Origin of the sequence: Vibrio kyushuensis, from assembly GCF_050337325.1 — a bacterium.
GTDB lineage: Bacteria > Pseudomonadota > Gammaproteobacteria > Enterobacterales > Vibrionaceae > Vibrio > Vibrio kyushuensis.
This window is the reverse complement of sequence record NZ_JAKJSV010000009.1, coordinates 60,460-73,475: the sequence shown is the minus strand read 5'-3', so window position 1 is coordinate 73,475 and position 13,016 is coordinate 60,460. Positions and strand designations below refer to the sequence as shown.

Genomic DNA, 13,016 nt, shown 5'->3' with positions numbered 1-13,016 from the left:
GAGCACCTCTTACTTAGTTTTCTGTATTTTACCTAGAGTTGACCCTAAGCACCAAGGATAGATCTAAAATATTTGTATAATTTTTACAAATTTATTTAAGTAATAAATTCCAATTATCCAGATACCTGTCAGCAATGTGTAAAAATATGCAAAATTTCGGGTAAATTACCATCACTTTAGGGTAAACTTTCGCTTGATTACCCTCTTTATATTTTAGGCAGGAATAGGAATAATGAAAAAACTGCTTCCCGTATTCATCGGTGCTGCACTAAGCAGCCTGAGTACCTCTGCATTAGCGGACACTTTTGCTGATATCTACAATCATGCAAAAGATAATGATCCGCAACTTTTAAGTGCTGCTGCACAACGTGATGCTGCTTTTGAAGCTGTGACTTCTAGTCGTAGTAGCTTACTACCACAAATCAACCTAACAGCTGGTTACAACATCAACCGTAGCAACCAAGACGGTCGAGACAGTGACAAGCTCACCGCTGGTGTTAACTTTTCTCAAGAGCTTTACAATCGCTCTAGCTGGGTAACACTTGATACAGCTGAGAAAACCGCTCGCCGCGCTGACTCTTCTTACGCTGCTGAGCAGCAAGGTTTGATCCTTCGTGTTGCCTCTTCTTACTTTGAAGTACTACGCGCTCAAGATAACCTTGAATTTGTTCGTGCTGAAAAAGCAGCTGTTGGTCGTCAACTAGAGCAAACCAAGCAACGTTTTGAAGTGGGTCTTTCTGCTATTACTGATGTACATGATGCGCAAGCTCAGTACGATGGCGTTCTAGCAAACGAAGTTCTTGCTGAAAATAGCTTAGTAAACAGCTACGAGAACCTGCGCGAAATTACAGGTCGTGAACATTCGAACTTAAACGTACTGGATACTAAACGCTTTGCTGCTAGCAAAACGGCGTCACCAGTAAACGTTCTTGTGGAAGAAGCGGAAGAGAAGAACTTAAGCCTACTGACTGCCCGTATCTCTCAAGATGTTGCAAGGGATAATATCTCGCTAGCAAGTTCTGGTCACCTACCTTCAATCACTTTAGATGGTGGCTACAATTACGGTAATGATTCAAGCGATGATTATGCTCCTAGCTACAGCAGTAACAACGACTTTAACATTGGTGTGAACCTTTCTGTTCCTCTTTATACCGGTGGTAATGTAACTTCTCAAACGAAACAAGCTGAGTTTGCTTATGTAGCAGCGAGCCAAGATTTAGAAGCGACTTATCGTAGTGTTGTTAAAAATGTTCGTGCTTACAACAACAACATCACAGCCTCTATTGGTGCACTACGTGCTTACGAGCAAACAGTCGTTTCGACTAGCTCTGCACTAGAAGCGACAGAAGCAGGTTTTGATGTTGGTACTCGTACTATTGTTGACGTACTAGACTCAACTCGTCGTTTATACGATGCAAACAGAAATTTATCTGATGCTCGTTATAACTACATCATCAGTGTTCTTCAGCTACGCCAAGCTGTTGGTACATTGAGTGAGCAAGATGTTATTGATGTTGATGCTGGCCTTAAACCTGCTAGCTAATATCAAGCAATAGCTTTTAGATACAAAAAACCGCTGGTTTAAAAGTCAGCGGTTTTTTTATACCTGCCTATTGAATGCAAATGAGAGAATAAAGGGCTTAGCCTCGTCCACCTTTAATCGCATCAATAATTTCAGTCGTCGAGCAACCATCTTCAAAGTTCAGCACTTTGACTTGACCACCTGCGGCAATGACTTCTTTACCACCAGCAATGTCTTCTATTTTGTAATCACCACCTTTAACCAGCAAGCTTGGCAATACTTCAGAGATTAATCGTTGTGGTGTATCTTCCTCAAACGGAACAACCCAATCGACCGCACCTAATCCAGCAAGCACAGCCATACGACGATCAGTGGGATTAACTGGTCGGCCTGGGCCTTTCAATCGCTTAACGGAATCATCGGTATTTACGGCAACAATCAGACGGTCGCCCAGTTTAGCGGCATGGTTTAGATAAGAGACATGCCCTGCGTGTAGAATATCAAAGCAGCCATTGGTCATAACAACGGTCTCACCTTTGGCTCTTGCTGCTTTGACTGCTTCAATCAGAGCTGGCTCCAAAATCACACCAAAGTCAGTATCTTGGCTGCCGTGAATCGCTTCGGCTAATTCTATCGTAGATAACGTAGACGTTCCTAGCTTACCAACAACTACACCAGCTGCAGCATTAGCAAGCGCACACGCTTCATCTAGAGGCTTACCTGCGGCAACTGACGCAGCGAGTACAGAAATAACCGTATCACCTGCACCCGTCACATCATAAACTTCTTGTGCTTGAGTCGGCAGATGAAAAGGTTCTGCGTCTCGACGAAGTAAGGTCATACCGTGTTCACTACGGGTAACAAGAAGCGCTTCAAAATCATATTGTTCAATCAGAGCCAAGCCTTTTTCGACTAACTCTTCATCAGACTTAACAGTGCCAACCACTTGTTCAAACTCAGACATGTTTGGAGTTAGTAGTGTTGCACCGCGGTAACGCTCAAAATCAGCACCTTTCGGGTCAATAAAGACGGGAACATTAGCTGCGCGTGCTTTTTGAATAAACTGCTGCACGTGTTCCAGTGCACCTTTGGCATAGTCAGACAAAATCACCGAACGAGATTTAGGTAACGCCTGTTCCATTCTTGATAAAATAAGCTCTGGATCAGTGTTTTCAAACTTGTCTTCAAAATCAAGTCGGATCAACTGTTGTCCACGACTTAGAACACGCAATTTCGTAATGGTTGGATAGCTTGGTAGCGATACAAAGTCGCACGTCACTTTCAATGCAGAAAGTGTTTCAGTTAATACCTTAGCTGGCTCATCTATGCCAGTTAGGCCGATGATATGCGCATGCCCACCTAGTGAGGCAATATTCATAGCAACGTTAGCAGCGCCGCCTGGGCGTTCTTCATTGTTTTCTACTTTCACCACAGGAACGGGCGCTTCTGGTGAAATACGCCCGGTAGGACCATACCAATAACGATCAAGCATCACATCACCGATGATAAGAACGCCTGAATCATTGTAATCAGGTAGGATTGGTTTCATTGTGGATCTCCAAAATTCGTAACTGAGCCGAGTGTAGCACAAGCTTTTTTATCGCTAAACTCTCGGTTTGTATTTGTTCTGTTTATCTATTTACCGACCCGCTATTCGAGCCACTGCTTCCAGACTTGTGTGACTAATGCTCGTTCATTAATGAACTTATCTTCTGCCACGTCTGAATCTAAGTTGAGTAAATTGCGGTGGTGAATTTGATCACGCATTTCGGTATAAGCGTGTATCAAGCCCAACGCCTGCCCCTCATCCATCACACCCTGCGCTATCATCGACTCAAACAGCCGAATATTGTCAGACCAACGTGAAAGCTTTGGGTTGTCATGGCTGTAATTTAATACAAGATACTGAGCTAGAAACTCAACATCAGTAATTCCGCCAGGATCTTGTTTTAGCATGAATCGCCCTGCTTTCTTGCCTCCGAGGTGATCTCGCATCTTCACACGCATATCAGTCACTTGTTTTTTCAGTGTTTGCTGATCACGATCAAGACATAACACCTCTTTTCGAGTTTTTGCAAAAGCTTGCTGAAGTGGCGCATCACCGTAGATCATTCGCGCTCTAACCAGAGCTTGATGCTCCCATGTCCAAGCGTCTTTATGCTGATATTCATCAAAAGCATCGGTTGGACTTACCAGTAACCCAGATGCTCCCGATGGTCGTAAACGCGTGTCCGCTTCATACAGAATTCCCGACGCGGTGCGAATAGAGAAAATATGAATAATACGCTGAGCCAAACGAAGGTAAAACTGCCTGCCATCGATCTCTTTTTTACCATCGGTATAAACATTTACCGGACAGTCATGCATAAAAACAATATCAAGATCGGAATTGTAGCCAAGCTCCCAGCCGCCTACTTTGCCATAACCAATGACGGCGAACCCTTTACCATCTCGATCATTAACGTGGGTTGGAACGCCATATTTTTCTGCCATTTGCTGCCAAGCTTGATTAATTACCGCGGCAACAATAGCTTCAGCAAGATAGGTTAAGTGATCACTCACTTCTGTCACGGGCAGAGCGCCAGCAATATCACCTGCCGCGATGCGTAAAATGCAGATCTGTTTAAACTGACGCAGCGCTTCAATCTGCTGCTCCATATCATCTTCAGGAATACGGGCCAAATAATCTCTTAGTTCAGTTTGGTAAGAATCTAGTGGGATCGGTTTGTAGAGTTGCTGAGGGTCGATCAACTCATCCAATAGAATTGGATAACGACCTAACTGCTCTGAAATCATAGGGCTCGCGGTACATAAGCGAACCAGTTGTGTTAGAGCTGCAGGGTGCTCATCAAGAAGCTCTAAATAGGTCGTTCGCGTAACAATTTTGTGTAATAGATGAAGGACGCGAGAAAGGCCAAACTGCGCATCTTTATGATTAAATAGAGTAGAGAACACTTTGGGCATTAAGCGATTAAGCACCTCTCGACCACGTGGACCTAATGTCTTTTTAGCTAAATCCTGTTTGTATTGAAAGATGGTCTTGGCAAGCTTTTCCGCTTCCTGCGAAGCTAAATCACCAAGCAGTATACTTTCGACGACATCTTGCTCTGCCGCCATATCCCACATTTCGTGAAAATGTGGCGCAGCGGTATCACACTGATCGTCTTCTACCCCAATCAGCTCTTCAAAAACGGCGTGTACGTTTGCCATGTGAGTTGAGATATCAGAGGCCAACGCCTCATAGCTATCAAAGCCCATTGCTGTCGCTAACTTTAACTGTTCAAGATCAGTATCAGGTAGAGTTTGCGTCTGCTTATCTGCCATGGCCTGAATTAGATTCTCTGTTCGGCGTAGAAATAGATATGCCGTTGATAAATCGCTCACTTCTTTTTTATCAAGTAACGTCAGCTCTTTAATTGCCGCTAATGTTTCTAATAGTCCACGTCCACGCAAACTGGGCTCACGACCACCACGAATAAGCTGAAACACTTGCGCTATAAACTCTATTTCACGAATTCCGCCCGCACCCAATTTAATATTATTGCTCAACCCACGTCGTCTTACTTCACTACTGATCATCGACTTCATACGGCGCAATGACTGAATGGCACTGAAGTCGATGTAGCGACGAAAAACAAACGGACGAAGCATGCTGCGCAGCTCTTGGTATTCAGGGTACATCTCACTGCCCATCACACGCGCTTTGATCATCGCGTAACGTTCCCAATCTCGCCCTTGCTCTTGGTAGTAATCTTCCAGTGCCGCGTAACTCATCACCAATGGACCACTTTCCCCGAATGGTCTAAGACGCATATCTACGCGATAACAAAAGCCATCAAAAGTATGTTGATCAAGCGCTTTAATAATACGTTGACCTAAACGAGTAAAGAATTGAGCATTCGCGATACTACGTCTCGCACCTTGAGTATCGCCATTTTCTGGATAGGTAAAAATCAAATCAATATCAGAAGAGAAGTTCAGCTCCCCACCACCGAGCTTACCCATGCCAATGATCAGCATAGGTTGCGCAACACCTTCACTGTTACAAGGCGTTCCCCACTCCTGGCAACAGGTTTGATACTGCCATTGATAGGTTTCAAAAATCATCGCCTCAGCTAATTCTGATAAATGCAGTAAGCTCTCTTCAAGTGACCACGAAGCTAGAAAATCACGCCACGCGATATAGCTCATCTCTCGGTTTCGAAACTGTCTAAGCACTCGATGTCCCGCAGCCTCATCGCTACATTGATCAAGCAGTGTCTTTAATCGTTCACGATAACTGGAGTAACGAGAATTCTCTTCAAGCATTATTGGTAGAGCTTGAATCAGCCCTTCATCTCGCTGCAGTGCTTCAGTAATAAATTGACTGAGCCCAGCTATCACCTTTAACTCATCAAGACGTGTCTGAGGCCATAATTCAAAAGTTGTATTTGTCATTAATGTCTCAAAAGCGGAGTCGGAAGTGGGAATTAGTTGATCAGGCAATGACATGAGGTTTCCTTGTACTGGACTGAGGGAGTTATCTTGAGAGTTCTGGAGAAATAAAAGTTACAGGCACTGTTATATCAAACTTAAGCCATAAAAAAACGCTCACTATACATAGCGAGCGTTTTTATCGTCAGAACGTGAGTTTAGACTTTGAAAGAGGTAATTTTCTTATCAAGCTCTTCTGCATTATTTTGCATGATTTCAGAGGTTTCAAGCAGTTCGCCAATAACAACAACCGAAGCTTCTACCAATTCACGGACATTGGTCAGGTTCTGGTCCATCTCTCCTGCAACACTGCTTTGCTGGCCAGCCGCTGTTGCAATTTGGAAGTTCATATCATTGATTTGAGTAACCTGACTAACAATGCCGTCTAATTCAGTGCCCGCGTTAGTAACAAGCTCTACGCCTTCAGCTGCTTCAACAACACTTTTTTCCATCAATTCAACCGCAGAAGTCGCGCTGCTTTGTAGTTGACTGATCATCTCTTGAATCTCAACCGTTGCATTCTGAGTCCTCTGAGCCAGATTACGAACTTCATCCGCAACAACAGCAAAGCCTCGACCTGCTTCTCCAGCACGTGCCGCTTCAATCGCAGCATTAAGTGCTAGTAAGTTAGTCTGCTCTGAAATTCCTTGGATTGTTCCGACAACGCTACCGATAGAGTCAACACTATCTTCAACCTGATTAACAGCCTCAGCAGAGGCACTGATATCTTGCGATAGAACGCTCATCTTCGTTACGCTATCCTGAACAAAGCGTTGCCCAGTCTGCGCTTGAGTTGACGCACTCTCAGTCAGAGATGACGCACTTTGCGCGTGATCCGCAACCGTTTGAACCGTTGAGCTCATTTCACTCATTGCTGTGGCTAGTTGATCAATCTCACTGAACTCTTCTTGTGTTGACTCTTTGGTCTCAGACATGCTCAGCGTCATGACTTCCGTCAGTGTCGATAGCTCTTGAGAAGACTCTACCTGTGTTTTGATCATATCCTGCAATTGGCGACGCGTGACTTCGAGTTCACGGGCAACATCACCGTACTCATCTTTACAGTCCATAGCGATCTCAACTGAAAGATCTTTATTCGCCATCTGCTTGATTGAGTCATTTAAGTACTGCGTTTGACGTAACATGATTCGTGCCGCAGCAAGAAGTACAATTACAAAAAAGGCGATCATGATAACGGTTTGCCAAACAACCTGAACTAAATACGCTTCATAATGCTGCTGAGCAACGGCTGCGCTTTCTGTTGCGACTAACAACGCATCATAAAACGTGCTCGCATCCCACAGTTGCTTGGTCACAATTAAAATTGTGCTCAACACCATGAGTATAATCATCTTCGGAACTAAACGAGTATTGGTAATTACTCGTTCCCATGGTTTGAATACCATCCTAGCCATTGTCCATTCTCCGCAATTGTTATCTATAACTTTTCATTACGTCGCACCCAATAATTTATCGAATCGCTTATAGACTGATGTATATTGAGTGAACTGATTTAACTAATGCCTATGCACTAGTCACTAATTTATTTCGAGCCTCGTATGAATAAAGATGATATCAAAAACGATACTAGACCAATGAGCTTATTATCACTGATCCTGTCGTTTATGGCGTTATTTGTGATCTCTGGCTTATTGTTTATGCCATTAAATCCTGAAACTCGTCAGGTACTTATCGGCATAGACTTTGTTATCTGTAGCATTTTCATGTTGCAACTTACGATTGATTTGATCCGAGCCGCAAACAAGATGCAATACATGAAAAAACACTGGATTGACTTTCTTGCTAGCCTGCCAATGATTGAGCCACTTAGATATGCTCGCATCTTCTCTATTCTTCGCATCATTCTTATTTTCCGATCTGGGCAGCATATTTTTAGTCAGATTTTTTCTAATCGACGAGAGACCACGCTCGCCTCAATTCTGCTACTACTGGTTTTCTTATTGACGGTCGGGTCAAGCATGATGCTGTTTATCGAAGGAAAGAATCCTGGAGGAAATATTAAGGATGGTGGGGATGCATTGTGGTGGGCTTTGGTGACTATTTCTACTGTTGGATATGGCGATCACTACCCAGTGACGGCTAATGGAAAAATACTCGGTTCAGCTTTAATCGTGTGTGGTGTGGGGATTTTTGGTGCTATTTCAGGCTTAATTACTTCCATGATTACCTCGCCAACAGAAAAACAGGCGCAGAAGCAAGAGAATAAAGTACAGCTACTTGAAGAGATTGTCTCTCAGCAGCAAGTCATTATTGAACGATTAGAAAGGCTTGAAAAGCAAAGTTCGCCACCAAACAATGAAGCAGAAAGTAAGTGATAAAACAAAAAATAGAGCATCTAGGTGCTCTATTTTTTTATCTGTTTTCAGTAAAGAGTATTCACTGTTTAATGTTGCCAATACGGCTCAGCTTCAATACCAATGATGCGGGTTTGCTCCATGGCATGCAAAATAGAGGTTTCTTGACGATCTAACCAACGTTGAAGCTGTTCTTTTTCTTCCGCCTCTAGTTTCTCGACTAACACCTCTAATGGCTTAAGCATTAATAAGTCGTCAATGCCCTGCATTAGATCAGCCCATGGCAAGCGAAAGCTAGTACGCTCATCCACATCATAAAGGCTCGCAAACCCAACCCCCGTATAAAGATTACGCATCAGACGATATTGCTGTTCTATATACTCTTGGCTCGTTAATGTCCGCTCCGGGGGAAAAGCTTCGATCAGTTCGGCCCAAGTTCGGTCTAGCTGTCGCACAGAAAATGAATTAATAGCGTGTGACATTTGTTCACGCGCCTTATCATCTAGGAACGGCTGCCAGCCACGACTTAGAATCCAACGGCTCAAATCAAGAAGAATGCCAGTATAACGAGCAGACGAAAGCAGTGACAGTATCTCATCACGATTAGGGAGTGAATCTTGAACCACTTTAAGTTCGGCGACTAAGAACTTTCGTGCCTCTAGTTTTCTTAACGCATGACCTTTATCTTCCAATAAATCCGCCAAATAATCATATTGGTTCAACCAATCTAACTCTTGCTCAAGCCACTTCAATTCTTGACGCAAGATAGCACTTGCTCTGCGTGGAACGATGCCACCGTAAATGGTGAGTGTTTGACGGATAAAGCTGATTGAGTGACGAATCTCATGCAGAGATTGAATAGACTCTCGCTCTGAATAAATTTGTTCGTGGTAATGCCAATGCGATAGTGCGTGCTCTAAGGTGTTAACAAAGCAAGATTCAACGCTGTCGCTTTGCTTGGTATTCACTAAAGAAAGCGGTTTGACCTTATCGCCCTCATAACCTTGCGCCAGTCGATAGCCTTTTGCCGCTTTGCTCAAGTTACCTAAACGCATACCGCCATATTCACTAAATTGACGAGCAAGTGTAAACAGCGCATCGGTTTGCCCGGATTTCAGCTCAAATTCAACTTCACAAATTGGATCGCGCTTATCCCCAGAAACGACTTCGCCTAAATCAAACGCAACTTCAACTTGGCTTCCATCCGCCATACCAATAAGCCACTGTTCGCGAGTAAAGTTAGTGGCAAATAGTGGAATAAGTTGTTCTTGTAAGGTTTGAATATCTCGCGCTTGTGGCCAGATATCTTCAGGATGAAGTGAAAGCTTGGGAGTATTGCAGGTATGCTCGGCATTATACTCTGGTCGTTGATGCAGCCCAGCAACAACACGCCCAGCGGTTTTTACGGTTTGAATAAATACATCATCAAAACGTCGAATTCGCAAGCCTGTATCGTGCTGACGTAACCAGTTATCAGGCGTGTCAAAATACGTGTTTCCCAACTCACGGCTACTGTGCTGAAGGATTTTCATTTCTGAGATTTTTTCACGCAAAATTGCTGAAAATTCAGGTAAAACAAAAAACTTCAGTTCTATCTCGGTTTCCATAACTGTACCTTTCAAAGCAGATAGCAACAGGATATGACCAATCTCTTTACTCAGCAAGAAAGAAATATCACCTCAATGATGATCTAAAACAGTTTTCATGAATGATTTAATGGGGTAACATGCGCGCCTTTATAGCCATCGTTCAACATTTCACCACGAAATGGTGTATGTTCTTTTTAGGTTATATTTAACAGGTTGAATGGCCATGCCAGTAAATACAATAATGGGGTTATTTGCAAAGTCCCCTATTAAGCCTTTGCAGCGCCACGTAGTGTGCGTTAATGAATGTTGCTCTCATCTCGTAAACTTTTTTGAAGTTTCTTCAAAAGGTGACTGGGAAAAAGCAGCCGAAATTCGTGCTCAAATTTCTCACCTAGAGAAAGAAGCCGATGTGCTAAAGCGCGAAATTCGTCTTAAACTTCCTCGCGGTTTGTTTATGCCTGTCGATCGTACCGACATGCTTGAGCTTTTGACTCAACAAGACAAACTTGCCAACCTAGCCAAAGACATCTCAGGCCGTGTTTATGGTCGTCGTTTGGTTATCCCAGAAACACTTCAAGAGAACTTCATTGTTTACGTGAAGCGCTGTCTCGATGCTGCCGATCAAGCTCAAAAAGTTATTAATGAGTTAGACGAGCTTCTCGAAACAGGCTTTAAAGGCCGTGAAGTAACGCTTGTTGCTGAAATGATTAATCAACTAGACCTTATTGAAGACGATACTGATGCAATTCAAATTCAGCTTCGTCAGCAATTAATGGCGGTTGAATCCGAATATAACCCTATTGACGTTATGTTCTTATACAAAATCCTTGAGTGGGTCGGTGGCATTGCAGATCAAGCACAGCGTGTAGGTGCGCGTCTTGAAGTAATGCTTTCTCGCTCTTAAATCACAAGTAACCCGATAACGAAGAGTTCGAATTAAACGCGACAGATTAGGCGATGAGTATTTTTCTCGCTGATGGGTTTGCCGCGCCTAAATTTTGCTCCGCTTGTTATCAAACAACTAGGTATTACGATGGATATCATTGCTAACCACGGCACGCTCCTGATAATTATTGCTGCGGCTTTTGGTCTATTAATGGCTATTGGTATTGGTGCAAATGACGTTGCGAACGCAATGGGCACCTCAGTAGGTTCCAAAGCACTAACAGTTAAACAAGCAATCATCATTGCGATGATTTTTGAATTTGCAGGGGCATACCTTGCCGGTGGTGAAGTAACCGATACAATAAAAAGTGGCGTTATCGACACAAATCTTTTTATTCATCAACCTGATGTACTGATCTTCGGTATGCTGTCCGCGCTATTAGCGGCTGGTACATGGCTATTACTTGCGTCCTACATGGGCTGGCCAGTATCTACAACTCACTCTATCATTGGTGCAATCATCGGCTTTGCATGTGTATCTGTTGGTACTGAAGCGGTTGATTGGAGTTCGGTGCAAGGTATTGTCGGGAGTTGGTTAATTACGCCCGTTATCTCAGGCCTCTTTGCTTATATGATATTTATCAGTGCCCAGCGTCTGATTTTTGATACCGAGAACCCGCTATTTAATGCTAAACGATTTGTTCCTATCTACATGTTCATTACAACAATGGTCATTGCACTGGTTACAATCAAGAAAGGCCTTAAGCACGTAGGCTTACACCTTACTAACGGTGAAGCTTGGTTATGGTCAGCGGCTTTCTCAACAGTCATCATGGTGGGTGGTTACCTCTATATTCAGAAGAAATTTGCCAACCGCGAAGACGACCATGGTTTTGCAGGCGTAGAAGGCGTCTTTACTGTCCTTATGGTTATCACAGCGTGTGCAATGGCATTTGCCCACGGCTCAAATGATGTAGCTAACGCAATCGGTCCTTTGTCAGCAGTTGTCTCAACCGTTGAAAACCTTGGTGAAATTGCAGGTAAAACGGCTATTGCATGGTGGATTCTTCCTTTAGGTGGTATCGGTATTGTTATCGGTCTTGCAACCCTTGGTCGCCGAGTAATGGCTACAGTGGGTACAGGCATCACTGAGCTAACACCAAGCCGTGGTTTCGCAGCGCAACTAGCAACAGCTTGTACAGTTGTTCTGGCATCCGGTACTGGTCTACCCATTTCTACAACACAAACTCTAGTTGGTGCGGTATTAGGTGTAGGCTTTGCTCGTGGTATTGGCGCTCTAAACTTAGGTGTTGTACGTAATATCGTTGCTTCTTGGGTTGTGACACTGCCAGCTGGTGCGCTACTTTCTGTTGTGTTCTTCTATGCAATTCAAGCAATGTTTATTTAAAGTTTAAGTTTGTAGTTTGTAAGCGTAACGTCATTATTGACTCAAACGCACAGAAAGGGAGGCTCTGCCTCCCTTCTTTGTTGCATGGTCTTGAGAAAATTCATACTATCTGTCCAATAGAAATATTTACACAATCAAGATTGTTAAAGGATTTACTGTGAAGAAACTGATTTGCATGGTTTTGGTCTCTCTTATGGCCATTCCAGCAGCTTTTGCTCAAGACCGCTATATCGCGGATAAACTATTTACTTACATGCACTCAGGCCCCAATAATCAGTTCCGTATTATTGGCAGTATTGACGCTGGTGATAAAATTAAACTTCTCACGACGAATAAAGAGACTGGTTACAGCCAAATTCTAGATTCAAAAGGTCGTAAGGGTTGGGTTGAGACTCGTCTTGTTACTCGTCAAGAAAGCATGGCTGTACGCCTACCTAAACTTGAGAAAGAGCTAACAACCGTTAAATCTCAACTGGCGAATGCTCGTGGTAACGCAGACAGTGAAAAAGCGGGTCTTATAGACTCTCTTGATGTTCGTAACCAACAAATTGCAGAGTTAGAGCAAAACTATAGTGACATCAGTCAACAGCTCACGTCATCTCAAACAGAGGTTCGTGAACTACGTGCTCGCTTAGATACTCAAAAAGAAGATTTACTGCTGAAGTACTTTATGTACGGTGGTGGTGTTGCAGGTGGTGGTCTACTGTTCGGACTATTGCTTCCTCACGTCATGCCGCGTCGTAAAAAGTCACCAAACGGTTGGGCTTAATTGACGCCAATACAGACGGTTTATAAATAGATCGTCTGTCTTAAACAGAATAAGG

Annotated in this window: 9 protein-coding genes; 5 read left to right on the top strand and 4 right to left on the bottom strand. The window is 43.5% G+C overall.

All coding sequences use genetic code 11. The annotated features are described in order from the left end of the window. Positions 1-232: 232 nt before the first annotated feature. Positions 233-1,543: an outer membrane channel protein TolC gene (gene tolC, locus L4D20_RS19230; RefSeq protein WP_428803207.1), complete on the top strand. Its 1,311-nt coding sequence runs from the start codon at positions 233-235 to the stop codon at positions 1,541-1,543. A 97-nt stretch (positions 1,544-1,640) separates the two neighbouring features. Here tolC and hldE read toward each other — a convergent pair whose 3' ends face one another. From hldE to L4D20_RS19215, 3 genes are all read right to left on the bottom strand, one after another. After that, the gene (gene hldE, locus L4D20_RS19225) at positions 1,641-3,071 is read right to left on the bottom strand and encodes a bifunctional D-glycero-beta-D-manno-heptose-7-phosphate kinase/D-glycero-beta-D-manno-heptose 1-phosphate adenylyltransferase HldE (protein WP_428803206.1); all 1,431 of its coding nucleotides are present in this window, start codon (positions 3,069-3,071) and stop codon (positions 1,641-1,643) included. Positions 3,072-3,172: 101 nt separating this feature from the next. Further along, positions 3,173-6,013 carry a bifunctional [glutamate--ammonia ligase]-adenylyl-L-tyrosine phosphorylase/[glutamate--ammonia-ligase] adenylyltransferase gene (gene glnE / locus L4D20_RS19220; protein WP_428803205.1) on the bottom strand — a complete coding sequence of 947 codons (2,841 nt, stop codon included), beginning with the start codon at positions 6,011-6,013 and terminating at the stop codon, positions 3,173-3,175. 140 nt (positions 6,014-6,153) lie between these two features. Next, positions 6,154-7,410: a methyl-accepting chemotaxis protein gene (locus L4D20_RS19215; RefSeq protein WP_428803204.1), complete on the bottom strand. Its 1,257-nt coding sequence runs from the start codon at positions 7,408-7,410 to the stop codon at positions 6,154-6,156. Positions 7,411-7,554: 144 nt separating this feature from the next. Here L4D20_RS19215 and L4D20_RS19210 point away from each other — a divergent pair, with 144 nt between their 5' ends. Further along, entirely contained in the window at positions 7,555-8,331 is a 777-nt protein-coding gene (locus tag L4D20_RS19210) for a potassium channel family protein (RefSeq protein WP_428803203.1), read from the top strand. Between the two features lie 68 nt (positions 8,332-8,399). Here L4D20_RS19210 and L4D20_RS19205 read toward each other — a convergent pair whose 3' ends face one another. Next, the gene (locus tag L4D20_RS19205) at positions 8,400-9,917 is read right to left on the bottom strand and encodes a CYTH and CHAD domain-containing protein (RefSeq protein WP_428803202.1); all 1,518 of its coding nucleotides are present in this window, start codon (positions 9,915-9,917) and stop codon (positions 8,400-8,402) included. A 205-nt stretch (positions 9,918-10,122) separates the two neighbouring features. On the opposite strand from L4D20_RS19205, the gene L4D20_RS19200 reads away from it, so the two are divergent. The 3 genes from L4D20_RS19200 to L4D20_RS19190 all read left to right on the top strand — a co-directional run bounded on the left by L4D20_RS19200 (position 10,123) and on the right by L4D20_RS19190 (position 12,961). Further along, the gene (locus L4D20_RS19200; RefSeq protein ID WP_428803201.1) at positions 10,123-10,803 is read left to right on the top strand and encodes a TIGR00153 family protein; all 681 of its coding nucleotides are present in this window, start codon (positions 10,123-10,125) and stop codon (positions 10,801-10,803) included. Between the two features lie 129 nt (positions 10,804-10,932). Continuing rightward, the gene (locus L4D20_RS19195; protein WP_428803200.1) at positions 10,933-12,192 is read left to right on the top strand and encodes an inorganic phosphate transporter; all 1,260 of its coding nucleotides are present in this window, start codon (positions 10,933-10,935) and stop codon (positions 12,190-12,192) included. A gap of 157 nt (positions 12,193-12,349) precedes the next feature. After that, entirely contained in the window at positions 12,350-12,961 is a 612-nt protein-coding gene (locus tag L4D20_RS19190) for a TIGR04211 family SH3 domain-containing protein (protein WP_428803199.1), read from the top strand. The last annotated feature ends 55 nt before the right edge of the window (positions 12,962-13,016 follow it).

What these genes read in the sequence shown, in the direction of transcription:
- tolC (WP_428803207.1), top strand. Translation starts at nt 233, where the DNA reads ATGAAAAAACTGCTTCCCGTATTCATCGGTGCTGCACTAAGCAGCCTG.
- hldE (WP_428803206.1), bottom strand. Translation starts at nt 3,071, where the DNA reads ATGAAACCAATCCTACCTGATTACAATGATTCAGGCGTTCTTATCATC.
- glnE (WP_428803205.1), bottom strand. Translation starts at nt 6,013, where the DNA reads ATGTCATTGCCTGATCAACTAATTCCCACTTCCGACTCCGCTTTTGAG.
- L4D20_RS19215 (WP_428803204.1), bottom strand. Translation starts at nt 7,410, where the DNA reads ATGGCTAGGATGGTATTCAAACCATGGGAACGAGTAATTACCAATACT.
- L4D20_RS19210 (WP_428803203.1), top strand. Translation starts at nt 7,555, where the DNA reads ATGAATAAAGATGATATCAAAAACGATACTAGACCAATGAGCTTATTA.
- L4D20_RS19205 (WP_428803202.1), bottom strand. Translation starts at nt 9,917, where the DNA reads ATGGAAACCGAGATAGAACTGAAGTTTTTTGTTTTACCTGAATTTTCA.
- L4D20_RS19200 (WP_428803201.1), top strand. Translation starts at nt 10,123, where the DNA reads ATGCCAGTAAATACAATAATGGGGTTATTTGCAAAGTCCCCTATTAAG.
- L4D20_RS19195 (WP_428803200.1), top strand. Translation starts at nt 10,933, where the DNA reads ATGGATATCATTGCTAACCACGGCACGCTCCTGATAATTATTGCTGCG.